Consider the following 20,227-nt stretch of genomic DNA (forward strand, 5'->3'; position numbering starts at 1 on the left):
GCGCTGGTGCGACCCATTGTGGTCGCGTTCACCTCGGGGACGGAGCCGGTCACGGGTTCTCGACATCGCCGTCCGAATTTTTTGGCTCTTGTGCTGACCCTAGAGTGTGATCCATGACACAGATCGCCGGACGGTCCCGTATCCGCAGCCCCCGCCGGCTCGGATACGTGAGCGCCGGGGCGGTGTTCGCCATCGGCATGGCCGGTACGACTCTGCCCACCCCGTTGTACGGGCTCTACCGGCAGGAGCTGGGATTCTCGGAGCTGGTGGTGACGCTGGTCTTCGCCGCCTACGCGGTCGGCGTGATCCTCACCCTCCTGCTGGCGGGGGGTTACTCCGACGACGTGGGACGCCGCCCGGTCCTGTTCTACGCGCTCGGGCTGGGCGCCCTGAGCGCCCTCTGCTTCCTTCTGGAGGGCGGGCTGCCGCTGCTGTTCGCCGGCCGGGTGCTGTCGGGGTTCTCGGCCGGGCTGCTCAGCGGGGCGGGAACCGTCACCGTTCTGGAGCTCGCCCCGTCGGAACGCAAGGCGCGCGCCGCCCTCGTCGCGACCGCCGCCAACATGGGCGGGCTCGGCTGCGGCCCGCTGCTCGCCGGTCTGCTGGCCGAGTACGCCCCCGCGCCGCTCATCCTGCCCTTCCTCACCCATCTGGCCCTGCTGGCGGTGGCGTGTGCTGTCGTGCTGCTGCTACCCGAGACGGTCGAAGACCCCCGGCGCCTGGCCCCGCTGCGGCCCCAGGGTCTGTCCGTCCCGGCGTCCGTCCGGGGCGTCTTCGTGCCGTGCGCGCTGGCAGCCTTCGCCGGATTCGCCCTGCTCGGTCTGTTCACCTCGCTCGCGCCCAGTTTCCTGGGGGAGACCCTGGGCGTCGGCAACCACGCGGTGGTGGGGCTCGTCGTCTTCTCGGTGTTCCTCGGTTCGACCCTCGGCCAATGGCTGGCCGGCCACATGCCGGTGTCGAAGGCGCTCCCGCTCGGCTGTCTCATCCTGGTGGTCGGCCTGCTGTTGGTCGCCGCGTCCCTGTGGACCGAGCTCCTGGTACTGCTGTTGGCCGGCGCGGTGGGCGGCGGCCTGGGGCAGGGGGTGGCGTTCCGGGCAGCGCTCAGCGCCGTGAGCGACGCGGCACCGGCCGCGCATCGGGGCGCCACGGTCTCCTCGTTCTTCGTCGTCGCCTACACCGGCATCTCGCTGCCGGTCGTGGGCGTCGGCGCCCTGACCCTGTGGCTGGGGCTGGTGGGAGCCGGACTGACGTTCAGTGCGTGCGCGATGGTCGTGACCGCCGCCACGGGCCTGTACCTGCTGCGTCACCGGCTCCCCGCCTCCTGAGCGGGCAGCCCCATCGGGATGGGGGTGTCCGGATGTGACACAAGCCCGTCATTGCGGTCGCACGGGCCCAGGGCGAACGATGGGGGCATGCCCGAGATCAAGCACCGCGTCGTGATCGCGGTCTTCCCCGACGTCGATCTGCTGGACGTGACGGGGCCGGCCGAGGTCTTCGCGCTGGCCAACCGAGAGTCCGGCGGCCGCGCCCGCTACCAGGTCCGCCTCGCCGGTCCCGGGCGGGCGGGGGAGGTGGTGGCCACCTCCGCGGGAGTGCGTCTGGTCACCGATCTCGGCTTCGTCGATGTCGGCGACGCGGTGGACACCCTCCTCGTGCCCGGCGCGGTGGACACGTACGCCGACGGGCCCCGGCCCCGGATCGACCAGGACGTCGTGGGCTGGATCAAGGACACCGCCCCCCACGCGCGGCGGATCGCCTCCGTGTGCGTGGGTGCGCACCTGCTGGCGGCGGCCGGCCTGCTGGACGGCAGGGCCGCGACGACGCACTGGTCCACAGCCGACCAGCTCGCCGCCGACCACCCCGAGGTCACCGTGGACCCCGACCCGATCTTCATCCGCTCGGGCCGGGTCTGGACCGGAGCGGGCATCAGCGCCTGCCTGGACCTGGCGCTCGCCCTGGTCGCCGAGGACCACGGCGAGGATCTCGCGCTCACGGTCGCCCGGCACCTGGTCGTCTACCTCAAACGGCAGGGCGGCCAGAGTCAGTTCAGCGTTCCGATCAGCCGCCCGCCGGCGTCCCGACGGGACATCGACGAGCTGCGCCTGTACGTCTCCGATCACCTCGACGCGGACTTGTCGGCGGGCGCGCTGGCGGAGCGCATGTGCCTGAGCGAGCGGCACTTCGCCCGCGTCTTCACCCAGGAGACCGGGGCCACACCCGCCGCGTACGTCGAGGCCCTGCGAGTCGAGGCCGCGCGCCGTCTGCTGGAGACCACCGACCAGCCCCTGGAGCTCATCGCCCAGGCGACGGGGCTCCGCTCGGTGGAGACCCTGCACCGCGCCTTCCGGCGGCAGATCGCCACGAGCCCCGCCGCCTATCGGCGCCGCTTCCGCACGACCACGGCCTGACCAGTCAACAACCCCCGGCACGGCTCACCGGCGCGCACGTCCGCGCGCCCGGCCATGCCGGTTCCACCCTGTTCCCAGATCCCCAGATCCCCAGATTCCCAGATCCCCAGAGGAAGACAACCATGCCTGTTTCCAGGACACTTCGCGACGTGATCGGTCTGGACAACCAGCTCCCGGAGCTCGCCGGCGCCACCCTCCTGATGATCGACTTCCAGAACACCTACCGCACCGGCGTCATGGCTCTGGAAGGGGTCGAGGAGGCGCTGGCCGCCGGCGCGCGTCTGCTGTCCGCCGCTCGCGCCCGGGGCGCGCACGTCGTGCACATAGTCAACGACGGTGGCGAGGGCACGCCGTACGACATCCGTGCCGAGATCGGCGAGATCAGCCCCGAAGTCGCCCCGATCGAGGAGGAGCGGGTGGTGGTCAAGCGGTTCCCCGACGCGTTCCACGAGACGGACCTGGAGAAGACGCTGCGTGACCTGGGCGCGGGTCCTGATCTGGTGCTGGCCGGATTCATGACGCACATGTGCGTCACCTTCACCGCACAAGGAGCCTTCAACCTCGGCTACCGGCCCACCGTCGTCGCCGAAGCGACCGCCACCCGCACTCTCGTCGCCCCCGACGGCACCGCTCTGCCTGCCGAGGCCCTCCAGGGCGCAGCCCTGACCACCGTCGCCGATCTGTTCGGCCCCGTGGCCCCCCGCGTGCGTGACATTCTCGGGGAGATCGCCGACATCGAGCAGGAGGCGGAGCCGAACGCGGTGTGATCGACGCGCACCTGTGGGCTAGTCGGCGGCCGGGGCCCCGGACGTCTTCCGCAGAACGCCTATCTTGTCGATGCGGTGTTCGGGGTTGCCCTGGGCGTCGCTCCAGAAGTTGCCCGCCGCGTGGTCCTCAGGTGTGGCGCAGGTCGAGATCGTGATCATGGCCCGGGTCGGTGCCACCCCCGGGTGGCCCGGCACGGCGGCGCGCTGTTCCTCGAGCGAGCGCTCCGAGCGGAAGGACGTCTTGCGGGTCGCGACGATCTCGTAGGTGTAGACGACCTTCCCGGCCGTCACGAGGACGGTGTCGCCCTCGTCCACGGAGGGCAGGTCGCGCAGCGGGCCGCCCGCCGACAGGCGGTGCGCGGTGATCAGGAAATTGCCCACTTGGCCGGGACCGACCCCGCCCCGCTTCCCGTACGGGCTGGCCGCCATACCGCGGTCCTGGATACGGGTGCCTTGCGCGTCGTCGGTGGTGCCCTCGTACGGGACCACGCGCAGCGCGGCGATACCCGCCGAGGGTATGGACAGCATGGACACCTGCGTGCGCGGCGAGGGCCGCGGGGAGGGGGAGCTCTCAGTCGCCGCGGACGGTTCCTGGCGGGGCGTGGCGGCCGCGGTGGTCACGGGCGGGGCGACGGGTGCCGTGGCGGGTACCGCTGCCGTCGTCCGCGGCGAGGAAGCCGGCGTGCCTGCGAGGGCCTCGGGCGCGCACGCCGCCAGCAGGACGGTCATGGCTCCGGCCAGTACGGCGGATGCGGTGCGGTGCGGGGAGAGCAGGTGCATGGGTGTGATCCGTGTCGATCGGCCGGGCCGTGCGGCAAGTGGAGGACCCGGTCCACCCCGCCAGAGTGACATACGGAGCAAGAGGGCCATAAGGGGTAGGGGCTGTGACCTTTCCGCCTGGCTCGAATCCGGTGGGCGTGGTAGGCGCACGCCGAGCGGCAGCGCGTGGCCGTTCTCCCGGGCCGCGGTGATCACTGTCTGTACGGAGGCCGAACCGCATCCGGACCGTGGTCCGCCGTCGTGCGGAGCACGGTCCGGCTCATCCGCCCGTCCATAGGTGGCCGGACCTGCGCGGTCGCGGTTCGGCGCCTGCGGCCCTGCCGCCACGAAGCCGTTCGCGGCTTCGCACCACGGTCGACCGTGACCATCCCCGTACTACGGCAAGTGACCCGTCACTGAGACACCGACGGCCCGCCGGGACCTCGAAGGTTCCGGCGGGCCGTCGGGCGCCGTCGTCAGGTCTCGGCCGGTCAGGCCTGAGCGGCGGCCGCGGCCGCCTGAGCGGCGCGCTCCTCGCCCTTGCGCTGTGCCCGCTTGGCGTACAAGGTCGTCCAGACCGCGAGCACGCCGAGAACCCCGTAGATCAGGACGGGGCTCAGAACCACCATCGTGTCCGTGCTCAGCGTGTACGCCAACGCGATGCGGACCACGGCCTCGACGCAGTAGGCCACACCCCAGACCGTCGTCATCGTGACCATGGTCGTGCGGAAGCCCTCGAACTGCCAGAGACCGTTCCACCACGCGGTGCTCTCGGCGGTGCCGTCGGTCGCGAACTTGCGGCCGAAGTAGAACATCAGCGGCCGCCGCGCCAACAGCGTCGCCAGACACAGCAGTCCGAACAGACCCGTGACGGCGGAGTCCTTGACCAGCAGCGAGCGGGCCGACTGCTCACCGACGACCGACACCACGGCGGTCACCGCGAGCAACACCAGGGTGACGATGCCGAATTCGTCGAGGCGGCGCCGCCAGGCGAAGTGGACGGCGCAGTCGAGCACCGGCCAGGCGCCGCTCACCAGGAGCGCGGAGAACTCGCTCCAGCCGTGGTCGTGGAGCGCGTTGTACGTGACGATCGGAGCGACGACGTTGAGCGATATGGTCAGCGCCCAGCCCAGGGCCGCGGCGCCACGCGACCGCGCCGGCGGCGCCGGACGCTCATGGCGCCGCGTCGCCGGCTCGCCCTCGGCCCCCGGAGTGTGGGGAGCGCTTGGAGCGCCTGGAGTGTGAGCGGTGTCCTGAGTGGACATGGTTCCCCCTGAAGTGCCTGGTGAATGCGGTCTCGCGAACGCTATGCAGGCCGGCGGCCAGGAACCAGAGGCTGGATCCCAAATGATCACCAAATCTGGCGGAGCGATCGAGACCGCGCCCCGGGCGCCGAAGCTCCGTCCCGGGGCCGCGTAGGGTTCGTTCATGGCAGACGAGAGCGAGCCGGCGGTGCAGGCGGCCATCGCTGCGGAGCTGCGGCTCCTCGACCCCGACGTGCGTGCGTCGCCGGCCCTGGTATCGGCGCTTCTGGACCGGGAGTTCACCGAGATCGGAGCGTCGGGACGACGCTGGGACGCGACGTCGATTCTCACGGTGACGAGTGCCGGTTCGGTGGTTCCGCAGTCCCCGGTGAAGGTCAGCGAGATGACCGGGGTCGTGCTCGCTCCGGGCATCGTCCATCTGACGTACTTCACCGATGACCGAGGACGCCGTGCGTGGCGGAGCTCTCTGTGGCGCCTGACGGAAACGGGCTGGAGGATGTACTTCCACCAAGGCACGTTGGCGAGCTGAGGGAGCGCACCCGTCGACCGTCGGGGCGTCCCGAGCCGGCTCGGCGAGGGAGCGGATCGGTCGTACGACCGACGAGTTGGGGCCGTGACGAATCCGCCGCGCCGGACTGAGGGCACCGGACACTGGCGCGAACAGCGCTTCGCCCGCACCAGGGCGGGGTGCGGGCGGAGCGCTGCGCAGTCGGGGCTTCGGACCTGGTGGGGCTTTTCAGCAGCCGGCGGACCAGGTGTGGGAGCCGCCGAGGTCGTTCGCGCCCCCGTTGTAGCCGACTTCCTGCCCGGGGGCCAGGCAGAGGGTGACCCGTCCCAGCAGCTCGCGGCCCTCGTAGACCTTGACGTGGTCGGGGACGCCGGGCCCGGAGAGGCCGTGGTTCGCCCACGAGGAATCGTGCTTGAACATGTCGCCCTCCCACCAGTGGTCGTCGCCGCTGTGCTCGATCTTCATGCCGTCGAAGTTCGCGTCCGTCCACACACAGAAGTAGCCACTGCGGCAGTCCGCCGCCTGGGCGATCGCGGCGTGGGCCAGGACGGCGCCGGTGGACAGGAGGGTGGCCGCGAGGATTGCGGTGAGGCGCTTCATCGGGAGGGTTCTCCGTTCGGTGAGGGGTGGTTGAGCACGGTGGTGGCTTCGGAGAGGGCGTGGTCGCGCAGCCTTCGCCAGTCGTCGATCTCGGCGCGGTGCCGAGCACGGACCTCGGCCATGCCGCGTTGGGTGTGTTCGGCTTCGGGCTGGAGGTTGTTGACGGTCACCGATGCCCGGAACCAGAGGCTCTGGTCGCCGTAGAGACGCTGTTGGGCGGCGGCGAGACAGCCGTCACTGTGGGCGCGTACGACATGACCGGTGGGCAGTGCGAGGGACAGCTCCGCCGGACCGGAGCCGAAGAGCGCGTCGGCGACCCGCTGCTGGTCGGCCGGCGACGGGCTCTGGCCCGGGCGAGGCGCGGCGAGGCCCTGGCGGGCGAGGCAGGCATCGGTGAGGCGCTGGGTGGCGGCCTTGATCACCTCGTCCGGGGCCGGCCCGGGCGCGGGGGCCGAGCAGCCGGCCAAGAAGCAGCCGGTCAGGGCACCGACCAGGGCCACGGCCCAGGGCGTACGAACGGGGACGATCATGCCCACTCAACGTCCTCGGGGTGATCACGTCACGCCCTGAGCCGTAAAGCACCCCCCGGCGAGCGGAGTTGCGTGACCTCGCCGCGCGTGAGCCGAGCGGCGGCGCGCTCTCGTCGCGCAGGCGCGGCCCGGCCCGGCCACCCCGCGCTCTCGTCGCGCAGGCGCGGCCCGGCCACCGATCACCAAGACCGGCGCGAAAGACGGCGGCACACGCCGAACCGTCCATGACCACCGGTCGGATCACCGAGCCGAACGGGAGTGCCCATAAGGTGATCCCATGTCTGCCACGTTGAGTTCCACGAGAACCCGCGCCGCACTCCGCGCATCGGCGCGCATATCCGCCGAGTTGCTGCTGGTCCTCGTGATGGCCGCGGTGGCCCTCTGGGTGCTGGGCCGGATGTGGTCGGTCGTCTGGCCGCTCATCGTCGGCCTGCTCCTCACCACCCTCACCTGGCCCCTGACCCGCTTCCTGCGGCGGCACGGATGGCGCCCGGCCCTGGCCGCTTCGGCCGTGACCCTGCTGTTCCTCCTGGTCGCGGCGGGCGTAGTGGCACTGATCGCGGTACCGGTGGCGTCCCAGTCCGGCGAGCTGACCGACGGCGTGGTCGAAGGCATCCACCGAGTGCGCGAGTGGGCCGCCGGGCCGCCGCTCAACATCGGCGACGCCCAGATCACTGATGGAGTCGACGCCGCGGTCGCCCGTATTCAGAAGAGCGTCGGCAGCATGGTCACCGCACTCGTCACCGGGGTGAGTACCGTCGTCAACGGTCTGGTGACGGCCGTCCTGGCGCTCTTCCTGATGTTCTTCTTCCTCAAGGACGGCCCACGGTTCCTGCCGTGGCTCGCCCGCCAGTTGCCCGGCCGGCTCGCCGTCGACATTCCCGTCGTGGCCGCGCGCGGCTGGGACACCCTGAGCGCGTTCGTACGTTCGCAGGCGCTCGTCGGTCTGCTCGACGCGGTCTTCATCGGCCTCGGCCTGTGGGTGCTGGACGTACCCCTGGTGCTGCCGCTCGCGGTGCTGACCTTTGTCTCCGCGTTCGTGCCGATCGTGGGCGCACTGTTCGCCGGTCTCGTCGCGGTGCTCATCGCGTTGGTGTCGAACGGCCTGACGGACGCGCTGATCGTTCTGGCGATCATCGTCGTGGTGCAGCAGCTCGAGGGCAACGTCTTCCAGCCCATGATCCAGAGCCGCGGGCTCGGTCTGCACGCGGCGGTGGTCCTGCTGGCGGTGACGTTGGGCGGCAGCCTGGCGGGCATCGTGGGCAGTCTGCTCGCCGTGCCGGTCGCCGCGCTGATCGCGGTGGTCTGGAACTACGTGCGCGAGCAGCTCAGCGAGCCCCCGAACGAGCCGGACGCCGACGAGCCGCACACCGGTGCCCCCCTCCCTTCATGACAGCCACATCTGTCCCCGTCCCGTGGTGAGAGGCACGAGGCCTCCCCCCGGCTCGTCGTAACCTCGGCCGACCACCCGTGAGCCCCGGCGCCGCGGGTGGCCCCGGACGTCATTCCGTCGCCGTGAAGATCCGGTACGCCCCGTGGCGCACATCGGGGTCCGGGTGCCGGCGCAGCAGCCGCAGCACCGACCGCCACTCCTCCGGCCAGTCGAGGGCGTTGGCCGTCCCGGTCACGAGAGCGACCGCCAGCAGGCCGGCCGCGGTGCCGCCGTCCCGGGCCAGCCGGTCGGCCGCGGCCAGTACCGGGCCGGTGTCCTGCGGCAGCGGTCGATGCGCCCAGGTGGTCCACAGCCGGGCGGCGGTCTGCGTCGCGACGGTCACTCCGCCGGCTTCCAGGACGTCCGCGAGCTCCCGCAGGCGCCCGAGGAGTACGGTCGGCTCGGCGGCGCGGTCGATCAACCGGCTCAGCAGGTCGGCACGTTCGGCGACGAGGAGGGGTTCCGGCGCCAGCTGCCTGGCGACCTCCTCGGACACCTCGGGCCGTGCGCCCGGGTCGGAGAGCGACACCAGAGTCCGCAACCGCTGCAGCGCCGGAACGTCCCGGTCCCCCAGCGCGTCGCCCCCGCCCCCGGGCCCGTGCATCGCGGCCAGGAGCTCCTCCACCGCCCCGTGGAACACACTGCCCACAGCCGCGCCGCCCACCGGGTGTGGCAGCTCGGAGACGGCCAGGTCGCGCAGCGTCCACGCCGCGTACTGCCAGGGGCCGCGGCTGCCGAGATCGCAGACCGTACGGGCGAGCCGGCCGGCCAGTTCGGGGGCGTAACGGGACCACACACCCACGGCCCGCAGTGTGCCGTAGCTCGCGAAGCCGTCGAGCGTCGCAAGGCACGCGTCGTATGCCGCGTCGACCACGGAGGCGTACCCGCGGCGGTGCCCGTCGGCCAGCTCCCAGGGGGTGACCTCGAGGAGAGCCCCGAGCACCGACGGGGCGTCGTCTCGTGCGGCGTCCTCGAGGAGGCGCCAGGCCTCGGACACACCGAGCAACGGCGGCAGGGCGCGGATGACGGCGGCCCGCACGTCCGGGTGCCGGTCGGGAGCGTGGAAGGCGCTCGCCAGCAGGTCCACGGCCCGCCGCGGCGGCAGGAAGCGGGCGGCGAGCCGTACGGCCTCCTTGCGGGAGGTCACCTTCGCCGGGTGCTCCCCGGTCAGCAACGGGCCGACCAGGACAGCGAGTTGGGACGGAGCAGTGAACCGTGCGGCGCGTCCCGCCGCGTACACGGCGACCCGCGCCCGGTCACCGCCCGCGTGCTCCAGCAGCACCGGCAGCACGACCTGAGGCCGGTCCGTCCAGGGCAGAGCGCCGAGGGCTGCCTCGGCGACGACCGCGTCGCCGTCGTCCTTGTGTCGCATCGCCAGCGCATGCCCCAGCTCCGGTACGGACGCGGCGGCCCGGATCGCCGCAGCGCGGTCGTCCAGGGGAAGAGAGGCGTCCGCGACCGCCCGCCCGGCGATACCCACCGCCGCCCGCTGCTGGCGAGGCAGCCAGCGGTGGCTCTGGGCGAGGTCCGGCAGCGGGCGCCGGGTGCCCCGTACCAGGAAGCGGCCGTACGGCGGGGTGTCGTCGAGGAGCGGGTCCAGCAGATCCGTGCGTCGCCGGGCCAGCACATCCCGTACGGGCGCGAGGACGACCGCCGAGGGTTCGAGCGCGACGATCCCGGCCACCCGGTCGTCGCGGGTGGCCGGGGCGGCGAGCCACAGCCGCGCGGCCGCCGCGAACGTCTCGTCGTCGCCGCGCTCCAGCGCGGTGACCAGCATGTGCTGCAGCTGGGGCATCGATCGGGCACGCGGCCCCAGTGCCTCGGCCAGGCCCAGCAGCAGCCGGAAGTCGGCCCGCCCGGCCGCGGCTTCGAGCCAGGGTCGCAGTGCCTCGAACACCTGGTGCTCCTGGCCCCGGCGCAGGACCCGGTGCAGCGGTCCGAAGTCCGGCACGCCGATCCGCCCGGCGATCCGCTCCAGCGTGCGGAGCGCCCATGTGCGCAGGGCCGTTTCACCGTCCGTGGCGTGCTCGACCACCACCCGCTCGGCGAGGGTGCGCAGTGCGGTCCTGCTGCCGGCCGAGCTGTCCCGCGCCTCCAATGCGTCGAGCGCGATCCGGTCCAGCGCCGCGGCGTCGTCCGAGCGGAACAGTCCCGGGCGTACCGCGGCGAGCGCGCCCAGCGCGGCGGCGCGCACGGGATCGCGCTCGTTGCGCAGGCGCTCCATCGCGGTCAGTACTACGGTGACCGCCTCGCGGCAGCCGTCCCGTCCGGCGCACGCCACCAGCAGCGGCCAGGCGAGGGCGCGGTCGTCCGCGTCGGGCCGTCGGACCGCCGCGAGCAGTGCCGTCCGTGCCTCTGCGAACGGGCCATGGGCGAGGGTGTCCAGGTCGTCCCACCAGGACCAGGCTTCGTCGGTGAACGCGGCCGCCGCCCGTCGCACCTCCGCCCAGCGGCGCTCGCGGGGCAGCAGGTCGAGGACGCTCAGAGCCGGCTCTCCAGGCGCCCCTCCCGCAGTGACCGTGTCCAGGAACACCGCGCGCCGGGCAGGGGCCATGGCCTTCAGCAGCGCCTCGAGATGGCCGCCGCGGTGCAGCCAGTGGCGGCCCAGCGCCGGCAGCGACGCAGGTGCTGCCCGCACGAGTCCGCGCAGCACTCCCGGCGGCGGTATCGGCTCGTGGCGCTGTTCCCTGCGGTCGGGGGAGACGATCCACCGGATCACGCGCTCGGCGTCGGCGGTGACCAGCGCGCCGAGACCGCTCCGCAGCAGCGCGGGCGGCAGGCTACCGGGCCCGTACCGCTCCAGCAGCGTCAGCACCCGCTCGGGCCGCAGCGGCGAGAGTGCCGCGACCGTCGTGGCATGGGCGCGCCACCAGTCCTCCCGCTGGTCCCCGACTCGGTCGGCCAGGCCGCGTTCGGCGTGGTCCAGAACCGGCTCGGGATGTCGGCGGGCGAGGGTGGTCCAGCCGTCGACGGCATGCGCGAGCTCCGGCAACCGCTCTGATACGAAAGGCGTGGAGCAGGCCACCAGCAGTCGCGCGGCCTCGGCGTCGCCCCACTCCGCGCGCAGCCGCACCACCAGGCGTTCGGCGAGCGCGGTACGGCCGCCGGAGGCGAGCAGGCGCGCCAGCCGGTGCCGCAGGGCCGCCGGCGCGTCCTCGTACGCCGCCTCCACCGCCTCGTCCGGCACGGCCAGGACACGCGCGCCCCGCAGGGCGTAGCCGGCGACGACAGGATCGGGATCGGCCAGCCGCTCGGCGAGGAAGCCGGCGTCGCGCCCGGCGGAGGCGGCCAGCGCCGCGAGCCGCCGTTCGTACGGCCCACCGGCGTCCAAGTCGGTGAGCAGCGGGACGAGTTCGCCCTCCTCCGCCAGTCGGCGGGCGGTCCTCGCGGTGAGCGAGAGGCGGGCGGGGAACGGCAGAGGTTCGAGTGCGGAGAGCAACTGCTCCGCGGTTGTCGGCATGCGCCGATTGTGCTCGCGATGATCTGTTTGTGCGATGGGTTATCCGAGCGGGCGCCGACGGGGGGTCGGTGCGCCCCGGCTCCGGTTCGAGGACGGCAGGCGCCGTTCGTCGGACGCGTCGGCGTCCGCGAAGCGCGGCCGGCCCCGCGCCGGGATGGGCGGACGCTCGGTCAGGAGAGCGCGAGCCGCACCCCGGTGCTCCAGATGGCAGCGCGGGACCACCGGGCCGACGCCCTCTGCTCGTCGCCGACGTCAGGGGCGCCGCGCCTACAGGGTGAGCGCGTCCTCCGCGTTGTCCATCCACGGGGTCACGGAGTTCTTGGCGGGCGAGACGTACAGGCCGGGAGTCGACGCCTTGAGCGGCGTCTGCTCCAGGTCGGACTGGGTGTCCATGGTCATCGCGATCGACGCGACGGTCTTGCCCGTGCCGTCCTTGAGACCGCCCATGAGCCCGGCATAGGCGGATTGGCCCGGCGCGAGCCTGATCGCGTCCTCGATGGCGGGGGACGCGCCCCGCTTCTCGGCCTGCCCGTCCAGATCGCCGAACGTCACGACCGGATGGCCGATCGCCTTGCACGCCTTGGTGCCCTTGTTGGTGATCTTCAGCAGGTAGCTGCTGGTCGTGGGCTCGGCGAGGGTCGCGGTGAACTTCACGTCGAACGTACTGCACGGGAAGACGTCGTAGTCGGGGTCGGGCGACGAGCCGTCACCGCCGCCGGACGAGCCCTTGCCCGGGGGCTTCGACGGTGTCGACGGCGTCGCCGACTTCTTGGGGCTCGTGGTCGGCTTCTTGGCCGCTCCCGCCCCGTCCTCGGTGGGCCCGCAGGCGGTGAGGGCGAGGGCCGATACGGCGGCGAGGGCGAGGGCGGCTCTGCGGACGGTGCTCATCATGTGTTCCCCCGAGTGAGAAGCGCGAAGTGCGCTGGAGTGAGCACCACTTTCCCGTAGAAGTTTCACAGCTTGGTGACGGTGCCTTGCCGAGTCCACAACGGTCGCCGGTGCGCGGCACCTCGGCCCGCGCCGGCTGGCCGCCTTCCGGCGCTCGGTGTGTCAGCCCAGCAACCGGTGACGGAACAGGTCGAGCACCGTGTCCAGCGCGGCGCGCGTGGGCTGGCCCGGCGCATCGATGAGGTGCTCGGTCAGGACGGAGTGCGGGGCATGTGCCGCTTCGGGGTTGGCGGTCGATCCGTCGAGTTCCACGGCCACGAAAGCGTCTCCGAGGGTCTTGCGCAGGAACGCGAAGCGGTCCGGAGGGACGAGCCGGTCGCCGTGGAACCGCAGGCCCAGGACCCGCAGCCCCTCGCGCTCGCAGCGTCCCCGTACGGTGGCGAGCTCGTCCGCGGAGATGTCGATCCCGCCCGCCCGGCGCGGTGTGACGGCCAGCGGCAGAGACGGCTGGGACAGTACGGCGGCCAGGAGGCGCGGATCGCTGGCCATGGCGAGCGCGAAACCGCCGGTCAGGCACATGCCGACGGCCCCGACCCCCGGCCCTCCGCAGCGCTCGTGTTCGGCTGCGGCCAGCGCCCGCAGCCAGTCCACGATCCGCGAACTCCGCCCCGTGGCCAGGACCGTGAACTCGCGGCTCACACACACCCGGGCGATCGACGCGCCCGCGTACAGCGCCGAACGCAGCGGCCCTCGGGCGCTGGGAGCCGGGTCACGGCCCGGTATGCCGAAGAGCACGGGGAGCACGGCCGTGCAGCCGATCGCGGCCACCCGCTCGGCGAACTCCAGGACCTTGGGCGTGATTCCCGGAATCTCCGCCAGCACGATGACGGCGGGTCCGGTGCCGCGCCGCAGGATCTCGCGGGTGGCTCCCTGGTGGGTGAACGTCTCCCGCTCGAATCCTGACAGATCGTGATCGGCCACAGGCTTCCTCTCGGAGTGGGCGGACGAGCGTCTTCGCGTGAACGAGCGTGTTCGAGGGAACCGCCCAGTGCCCGGCTGACTTTAGAACAGATCTTCGTGTGCCACCGGCCATCGGGAGGCCCACCGGACCGCGGACGCCAAGCCGTTCCCGCGGCGGCGGCGCGGTTCGGCGAATCATCCGGCCGCGACGGGCAATGAGGGATTCCATGACGACGGAGAGCGGTGCGGCCTCGAGACGTTCCTGGCTTGTGGTGCTGGTGCCGGCGCAGGTGACGCTGATGGTGGGCCTGGGCCTGTTGGTGACGGGTGCCCCGGCCGGCCGGCCGCTCGTCCCTGCCGAGGACGGGATCAACCGGGGATTCGTCGCGCACCGCGGCTCCTTGGCCGACGGCGTTTCGCAATGGCTGTCGGTAGTGGCCAGCACGGAGGGCATCGTCGGCGTCACGCTGGTCTGCATGGCCGCGCTGCTGATGCTGCCTGGTCTCCCGCGCTGGACGGAGGCCGTGTTCCTGGGTACGTCCGTCGCCGTGCAGTCGGCCGTCTTCCTCGTCGTGACGATGTTCGTGCAACGGCCCCGCCCCGACGTGCCCCATCTGGACGGAGCCCCACCGACGTCGAGCTTCCCGTCGGGGCACGTCGGAGCATCCGTCGCACTGTACGGAGGGCTGGCGACGCTGGCACTGACCCGCATCCGTGGTCCCTGGCGCCATGTCACGGCGCTTGGACTGCTGCTGGTTCCTCCGGCTGTGGGGCTCTCGCGGATGTACCGGGGCATGCACCACCCCACCGATGTCATGGGCGGCCTGATCAACGGCGCCCTGACGCTCCTCGTCGTCGGGGCCGTGTTCCTCTCCGGCCGGGGCCCGGCCGACAGCCGCGGCAGCCGCCGGTCCTCACCCGACACCGTTCCCTCTGAGCCCGTGGGTCCCACCGGCGGCCGCGTCGTCGTGGTCCGCCATCCGCTCGCCTGCGGGGACGAACTGGCCGACCGCGTGCGTGCCGTCCTCCACGACCACGGCTGCCCGGATCAGCGGTGGACGCGGACGTCGGTCGAGCGGCCGAGCGGCGACCTGGCCGAAGAGTGCGCCTCGACCGGGCCCGGCGTGGCAGGCGAGCGCGGACCGGCCGGGCCCGGCGCCCCGGGCGAGGGCCCCGGCCGCGTCGACCTGGTCGTCGTCTGCGGAGGGGACGGCACTGTCCGCGCGTGCGCCGATGTGGTGGCCGGTACCGGGATCCCGCTCGCCGTCGTGCCCTGCGGCACCGGAAACCTTCTGGCCCGCAATCTGGGCCTCCCCCTGGATCCGGCGACCGCCCTCGCCGAGGCCCTGGCGGGAGACCGCTTCAGCATCGACGTGGGACGGGTGCGAGGCGACGGCCTCCCGTCGACGCGGTTCACGGTCATGGCGGGCGCGGGCTTCGACGCCGCCATGGTCCGCGACGCCTCCCCGCGGCTCAAGGCCAGGCTCGGCTGGGCCGCGTACGTCCTGTCGGCGGCCCAGCACCTACGAGACCCCCGCACACGGCTGTCCGTCCAGGTGGACGGCGGCCGGCGTCATCGGCACCGGGCCCGCATGGTCGTCATCGGCAACGTGGGCGCTCTGCAAGGGGGTGTGGACCTCCTGCCCCGGGCACGGCCCGACAGTGGGCAGTTGGAGGTCGTGCTCTTCGACCCGAGGGGGGCCTCCGGCTGGTTCGCCGCCGTTGGACACCTGGCGTCCCGCCTCGTGCACAGGGGCACTCCGAAGCGGGGGCCGGCGGCCGACCTGGGACCGGGAACGGACGGCGACCGGTCCGAGGCCGGAGGAGCTCTGAAGTACTTCACCGGAACGCGGATCGACATCCGCTTCGCCTCGGCGCAGCCTCGAGAAGTCGACGGCGACACCGTGATGGACGGCTGCCGGCTGACCGCGGAGGTAGAGCCGGGCGCCCTGCGGATTCAGCTGCCCCGCGCTCCGGGCGCGACCACCGGGCGCGCGCCGGACACGGTCGGCCGGGGCGAGGTCGCGAATTCCCGGACCCCGCCGCGTCCCCCAGTACCGCCGAGCCTGCCCGCACCGCCGAGTCCCCCCGACCCGCCGAACGTCCTCGCGCCCCACGCGCTGAGGCACACACAGTCAGGATGACGATGGCACCGCCACTCGCGTACCGCAGAGACGTGACGTCCAGGGCGAGGAACTGTCCGGCGACGAAGCGTGGGCCGCCCTGCGCCGCTACGGCGGCTGGAGTCTGGCCCGTGACTCCTTCATACGCTTCCGCTACGCCGACGGGTTCAGCCACTCCCGCGCGCTGGCTCTCCAGACCGTCCTGTCCATCGTGCCGCTGGCCATCGCCGCCATAGGTCTGTCCAGCGTGCTCCACACGGAGGAGATCGGCCGCGTGGCCGAGATCACGATAGGCCGGATCACGAGCGGTCCCAGTCAGGAGATGGTCGACGAGGCATTGCGCCAGAGCCGTCGGCACGCCGGCGACGGCGGTGAGGCGGCCCTCTGGCTGGGCCTGTTGTTCTCCCTGGTCAACGTCACCACCAGCCTGTGCCAGGTCGAGCGCGGCGCCAACCGCATCTACGGGAACGAGCGCGACCGGCCCTTCCTGCACAAGTACTCCCGCGGGCTGGTGATGGCCGCGCTGGCGGGCTTCCCGCTGGGGCTGAGCTTCATCCTCACCGTCCTCGGCTCCGACCTGACCTACGCGTTCGCGCGGGTCTACCACCTCGGCCCGGCCACCACCCGGGCCTGGGAGATCCTGCGCTGGCCGATCGGGATCCTGCTGGCCGTGCTGGCCACCAGCGCGATCTTCCGTCTCTCGCCCCGCCGTGCCCAACCCGGCTACACCTGGCTCGCCTTCGGAGCCGTCGTGTACCTGGCGCTGTGGATCACGGCGACCTGGGGGCTGAGTCTTTACGTCGGAGTGAGCAGTTCCTTCACCAGCGTGTACGGGCCGCTCAGCGCGGTCATGTCATTGCTGCTGTGGTCCTACCTCACCTCGATGGCGCTCTTCCTCGGCCTCGCCTTCGCCGCCCAGCTGGAGGCGGCGCGAGCGGGTGTGAGGAGACCAGTCACGCGGGACCCCGGAGTCTGACCGGCCCCGGCCGCCGCGTAGCCCGGCGCCGACCCGCCGCCCCCGCGCACCGCTCACCGAAGGAGGAGGGCGTCACCATGGCACAGCGCACCGTCCGAGCCCGAGGGCCCGTCGTCCGCGCACTCCTTGCCCGTCACGGCGGGACCGATGCGACCTTCGGCATGAGGCTCGTGCTGACGGTGGCCGCCACCGCCGTGGTGGCCGTGCCCTTCGCCCTGGCCCTGGTCCTCGTGGAGTCCCAGTGGGCACCGCTGCACCGCCTCGACCGGACCACGGCTGAGCGGCTGCACCACACCGCCCTGGAACACCCCGGCTGGGTGCGCCTTCTGGAGTTTCTCACCAGCTACGCGTGGGACCCGGTGCTGATGCGGCTGCTGGTCGCCGCCTTGGTCGTGTGGCTGATGACGCGCCGCGCGTGGCGGCTGGCGGCGTGGGCCGCCGTCACGGCGGCGGCCGGCGGCCTGATCGGCCTGCTGACGAAGAACGCCGTGGAACGGGCGCGCCCCCATCTGCCGGATCCGGTCTCCCACGCGCCCGGCTTCTCGTTCCCCTCCGGTCATGCCATGACAGCCACCACGTCCTGCGCCATTCTCCTGCTGGTCCTGCTCCCTCTGGTGCCCCGTGTCTGGCGCCCGCTCCCATGGGCGCTCGCCGTCACGGCCGTGCTGGGGGTCGGATACACCCGTGTCGCGCTCGGCGTGCACTGGGTGAGCGACGTCGTCGGAGGATGGCTGCTCGGCATCACCGTGGTCACGGCGACGACCTGTGTCTTCGAGGCCTGGCGTACGGACATCGGGCGCCCGCGGACCACGGTCGCGCAGGGCCTGGAACCGGAGCTCTTGGCGAACCATCACCCGGAACCGCCTCTCGAGCTGCGTCACCAGCCTCAGCCCCCGGACGGCCCGCCCAGCTCCTGAGGGCGGTTCAAGGGCGTTGGGCTCGCCATTCGGGGGCGAGGACCGCCCACATCTGCTTGTCGTGGCGGGTGCCGCCGACGGGCCAGGACTGGCGCCGCACCCCTTCGAGGGTCATCCCGAGCCGCTCGGCGACCGCGGAGCTCCGCTCGTTGTCGGCTCGGCAGTTCCACTCGGCGCGATGGAGCCCCCGGGAGGTGAACGCCCAGTCCAGCAGGGCGCGGCAGGCCTCAGTGACCAGCCCGTGGCCCTCGGCGGCGGGCTCCAGCCAGCAACCGATCTCGCACGAACCGGCGGCGGCGCTGAAGTCCACGAACATCACGCCGCCGACCAGCGTGCCGCCGAGCCGGATGCCGTACAGACGGGCACCGTCAGCGGCCTGTCGTTCGGCGTACCGACGCAGGGTGGCCCGTGCGCCGTCGAGGTCGTCGGTCACGAACGCCGGGCCGACCCAGGGCCGGATGTGCTCGCGGGCCCGGTCCATGTGGGTGGCGAACTCCTCGGCGTGCCAGACCTCCAGCGGCTCGAGGCGGGCGTTGTCCCGCAGCGGCAGCGAGAACATGATGACCCCATTCACACAACAAGCGTTACGGGTATGTACCGTAGCAGCATGCCACGCACCAAGGGCGATCACGAGGCCCGCCGTCGCGACGTCTCCGAGGCGGTCTGGCGGGTGTTGGCCGCGCACGGCTTCGGCGGCCTCACCCTGCGCGCCGTAGCCACCGAACTCGGCGCGACCACCGGTCTGCTCACCCACTACTTCCCGGCCAAGCGCGATCTGGTCGCGCACGCGCTCGACCTGCTCGAACAGCGCACCGCGTCCCGTCCCCGGCGCGCCCGGGGGCAGGGCCTGTCAGCGGTGAGGGCCGCCCTGCTCGACGTCCTGCCGCTGACTCCCGAGGCCACCGACAGCAACCGGATCTGGGTGTCGTCCTGGGACGCGGCACTCGCCGACCCCGCTCTGAGCGAGGACTACGCCCGCAAGTACGCACAGAGCCGCGACAGGCTGCGCGCCCTGGTCGCCTCGGCCCAGGAACTCGGCGAACTGCCGCCCGGAGACCCCGCGCGCATCGCGGCCGGCGCCCAGTCGTTCGTACTCGGGCTGGTGGTACAGGCCCTGTTCGACCCCAACGCCTTCCCGCCCCGTCGCCAGGTCGAGCTCCTCGACGACCACCTGGCCTCACTGGCGTCGCCGGCCCCGCCCCAGGCCTGACCGTCCCCGACCTGGGATGTGTGAGACGAACCCCGGGATGTGTGAGACGAGTCTGGCGAGGCAGGCGGTCCAGGACGATCCGTGAGCATCACGACCGGAGGAGAGCCCGTGACCGAACGCAAGAACATATTCGTCCTGGGTCTGGACGAGGCGAACCTGCCGACCCTGCGCAACGTGCCCCACGCCGACGAGTACGTGTTCCATCCGCTGCTGACCGTGGAGGAGCTCCAGCACGGCGAGGTGTCCGTGGCTGAGCTGAGGGAGAAGGCACAGGGCGTGCTGGACGCCTTCGACGGCAGCATCGACGCGATCGTCGGCTACTGGGACTTCCCCGTGAGCACACTCGTACCGATCCTCAGCGAGCGTTACGGCACGCGCAGCACGAGCCTGGAGTCGGTCGTCAAGTGCGAGCACAAGTACTGGAGCCGACTGGAGCAGCAGAAGGTCGTCGAGGAGCATCCGCGCTTCGGCCGGGTGGACCTGGAGGCGGACGACCCGCGCCCGCCCGAGGGCATGAGCTTCCCCATGTGGGTCAAGCCCGCCCTGTCGTACTCCTCGGAACTGGCCTTCGGCGTGAAGGACGAGAAGGAGTTCCGCGAAGCGGTGGAGGAGATCGGCAAGGGGGTCGCGCGCGTCGGCCGGCCCTTCGAGTACGTGCTCGACCGGATCGACCTGCCCGCCGAGATGGAGGGCGTCGGAGGCCAGGTCTGCCTGGCGGAAGAGGCGCTGTCCGGGGTCCAGGTCGCCGTCGAGGGCTATGTCCACGACGGCGAGGTCACCGTCTACGGCGTCCTCGACTCCATCAACTACCCGGACTCGTCGAGCTTCCTGCGCCACCAGTACCCGTCCGCTCTGCCCGAGCCGGTCGTCCGGCGACTGCACGACGTGTCGACACGGGTCATGCGGCAGATCGGCATGGACGCGGCGACGTTCAGCATCGAGTACTTCTACGACCCGCGGACCGACGCGATCAATCTGCTGGAGATCAACCCCCGGCACTCCCAGTCGCACGCCGAGCTGTTCGAGTACGTCGACGGCGTCCCCAACCATCACTGCATGATCAGCCTTGCCCTGGGCAGGGATCCCTCCCTGCCGCACCGGGCCGGCCCGTACGAGGTGGCCGCCAAGTGGTACCACCGGTGGTTCGCCGACGGCGTGGTCCATCAGGTGCCCACGCGGGAGGAGCTCGACCGGATCGAGCACGAGATCCCGGGCGTACGGATCGACGTGGTGCCCGAGGAGGGGCAGCGCCTGTCGCACACCCCGCAGCAGGACAGCTACAGCTACGAGATCGCCCACATCTTCACCGGCGGGGACAGCGAGGAGGACCTGCGGGCGAAGTACGACCGCTGCGTGGCGGCCCTCGGCCTCGCCTTCGACGGGACCACTCCGGGCGGCCGAGACACGAAGAACGCCTGAGGGAAGGG

At 72.2% G+C, this 20,227-nt stretch carries 18 protein-coding genes; 10 read left to right on the forward strand and 8 right to left on the reverse strand.

Annotation, left to right across the window (positions count from 1 at the left end):
• The first annotated feature begins 113 nt into the window (after positions 1-113).
• From ACZ7J0_RS25445 to ACZ7J0_RS25455, 3 genes are all read left to right on the forward strand, one after another.
• Positions 114-1,322 (forward strand): MFS transporter, encoded by a 1,209-nt coding sequence (locus ACZ7J0_RS25445; protein ID WP_470891004.1) that lies wholly within the window; start codon positions 114-116, stop codon positions 1,320-1,322.
• 87 nt (positions 1,323-1,409) lie between these two features.
• Positions 1,410-2,405 (forward strand): GlxA family transcriptional regulator, encoded by a 996-nt coding sequence (locus ACZ7J0_RS25450; protein WP_470891006.1) that lies wholly within the window; start codon positions 1,410-1,412, stop codon positions 2,403-2,405.
• A gap of 122 nt (positions 2,406-2,527) precedes the next feature.
• Positions 2,528-3,172 (forward strand): cysteine hydrolase family protein, encoded by a 645-nt coding sequence (locus tag ACZ7J0_RS25455; RefSeq protein ID WP_470891008.1) that lies wholly within the window; start codon positions 2,528-2,530, stop codon positions 3,170-3,172.
• A gap of 18 nt (positions 3,173-3,190) precedes the next feature.
• Here the strand turns inward: ACZ7J0_RS25455 and ACZ7J0_RS25460 are convergent, their stop codons facing one another.
• On the reverse strand, positions 3,191-3,952 hold the full coding sequence (locus tag ACZ7J0_RS25460) for a class E sortase (RefSeq protein WP_470891010.1): 762 nt from the start codon (positions 3,950-3,952) through the stop codon (positions 3,191-3,193).
• A gap of 470 nt (positions 3,953-4,422) precedes the next feature.
• The gene (locus tag ACZ7J0_RS25465) at positions 4,423-5,196 is read right to left on the reverse strand and encodes a VC0807 family protein (protein WP_470891012.1); all 774 of its coding nucleotides are present in this window, start codon (positions 5,194-5,196) and stop codon (positions 4,423-4,425) included.
• A 163-nt stretch (positions 5,197-5,359) separates the two neighbouring features.
• On the opposite strand from ACZ7J0_RS25465, the gene ACZ7J0_RS25470 reads away from it, so the two are divergent.
• Complete coding sequence (locus ACZ7J0_RS25470) at positions 5,360-5,725, forward strand: nuclear transport factor 2 family protein (RefSeq protein WP_470891014.1); 366 nt, start codon at positions 5,360-5,362, stop codon at positions 5,723-5,725.
• 207 nt (positions 5,726-5,932) lie between these two features.
• Here ACZ7J0_RS25470 and ACZ7J0_RS25475 read toward each other — a convergent pair whose 3' ends face one another.
• Together ACZ7J0_RS25475 and ACZ7J0_RS25480 are read right to left on the reverse strand one after the other, a co-directional pair.
• Positions 5,933-6,304, reverse strand: a complete 372-nt coding sequence (locus tag ACZ7J0_RS25475) for a peptidase inhibitor family I36 protein (RefSeq protein ID WP_470891016.1) — start codon at positions 6,302-6,304, stop codon at positions 5,933-5,935.
• The gene (locus ACZ7J0_RS25480) at positions 6,301-6,834 is read right to left on the reverse strand and encodes a hypothetical protein (protein WP_470891018.1); all 534 of its coding nucleotides are present in this window, start codon (positions 6,832-6,834) and stop codon (positions 6,301-6,303) included. The genes ACZ7J0_RS25475 and ACZ7J0_RS25480 overlap by 4 nt, the downstream gene beginning before the upstream one ends.
• Before the next feature lie 277 nt (positions 6,835-7,111).
• Between ACZ7J0_RS25480 and ACZ7J0_RS25485 the strand changes: the two genes are divergently transcribed.
• Positions 7,112-8,227 carry an AI-2E family transporter gene (locus ACZ7J0_RS25485; protein ID WP_470891020.1) on the forward strand — a complete coding sequence of 372 codons (1,116 nt, stop codon included), beginning with the start codon at positions 7,112-7,114 and terminating at the stop codon, positions 8,225-8,227.
• Positions 8,228-8,336: 109 nt separating this feature from the next.
• On the opposite strand, the gene ACZ7J0_RS25490 is transcribed toward ACZ7J0_RS25485, so the two are convergent.
• The 3 genes from ACZ7J0_RS25490 to ACZ7J0_RS25500 all read right to left on the reverse strand — a co-directional run bounded on the left by ACZ7J0_RS25490 (position 8,337) and on the right by ACZ7J0_RS25500 (position 13,595).
• Complete coding sequence (locus ACZ7J0_RS25490) at positions 8,337-11,726, reverse strand: hypothetical protein (RefSeq protein ID WP_470891022.1); 3,390 nt, start codon at positions 11,724-11,726, stop codon at positions 8,337-8,339.
• A gap of 267 nt (positions 11,727-11,993) precedes the next feature.
• Positions 11,994-12,614 (reverse strand): DUF4232 domain-containing protein, encoded by a 621-nt coding sequence (locus ACZ7J0_RS25495; RefSeq protein WP_470891024.1) that lies wholly within the window; start codon positions 12,612-12,614, stop codon positions 11,994-11,996.
• Positions 12,615-12,776: 162 nt separating this feature from the next.
• Complete coding sequence (locus ACZ7J0_RS25500; protein WP_470891026.1) at positions 12,777-13,595, reverse strand: dienelactone hydrolase family protein; 819 nt, start codon at positions 13,593-13,595, stop codon at positions 12,777-12,779.
• 206 nt (positions 13,596-13,801) lie between these two features.
• On the opposite strand from ACZ7J0_RS25500, the gene ACZ7J0_RS25505 reads away from it, so the two are divergent.
• The 3 genes from ACZ7J0_RS25505 (at position 13,802) to ACZ7J0_RS25515 (ending at position 17,590) form a co-directional block, all read left to right on the forward strand.
• Positions 13,802-15,718, forward strand: a complete 1,917-nt coding sequence (locus ACZ7J0_RS25505) for a bifunctional phosphatase PAP2/diacylglycerol kinase family protein (RefSeq protein ID WP_470891028.1) — start codon at positions 13,802-13,804, stop codon at positions 15,716-15,718.
• Positions 15,719-15,770: 52 nt separating this feature from the next.
• Complete coding sequence (locus ACZ7J0_RS25510; RefSeq protein WP_470891138.1) at positions 15,771-16,673, forward strand: YihY/virulence factor BrkB family protein; 903 nt, start codon at positions 15,771-15,773, stop codon at positions 16,671-16,673.
• Between the two features lie 77 nt (positions 16,674-16,750).
• Positions 16,751-17,590 carry a phosphatase PAP2 family protein gene (locus tag ACZ7J0_RS25515; protein WP_470891030.1) on the forward strand — a complete coding sequence of 280 codons (840 nt, stop codon included), beginning with the start codon at positions 16,751-16,753 and terminating at the stop codon, positions 17,588-17,590.
• Between the two features lie 7 nt (positions 17,591-17,597).
• On the opposite strand, the gene ACZ7J0_RS25520 is transcribed toward ACZ7J0_RS25515, so the two are convergent.
• A complete protein-coding gene (locus ACZ7J0_RS25520; protein ID WP_470891140.1) occupies positions 17,598-18,149 on the reverse strand; it encodes a GNAT family N-acetyltransferase in 552 nt (183 codons plus the stop codon).
• A 48-nt stretch (positions 18,150-18,197) separates the two neighbouring features.
• Here ACZ7J0_RS25520 and ACZ7J0_RS25525 point away from each other — a divergent pair, with 48 nt between their 5' ends.
• Together ACZ7J0_RS25525 and ACZ7J0_RS25530 are read left to right on the forward strand one after the other, a co-directional pair.
• Complete coding sequence (locus ACZ7J0_RS25525; RefSeq protein WP_470891032.1) at positions 18,198-18,800, forward strand: TetR/AcrR family transcriptional regulator; 603 nt, start codon at positions 18,198-18,200, stop codon at positions 18,798-18,800.
• A gap of 108 nt (positions 18,801-18,908) precedes the next feature.
• Positions 18,909-20,219 (forward strand): ATP-grasp domain-containing protein, encoded by a 1,311-nt coding sequence (locus ACZ7J0_RS25530; RefSeq protein ID WP_470891034.1) that lies wholly within the window; start codon positions 18,909-18,911, stop codon positions 20,217-20,219.
• The last annotated feature ends 8 nt before the right edge of the window (positions 20,220-20,227 follow it).

It is taken from the genome of Streptomyces sp. NPDC038280 (assembly GCF_055600045.1).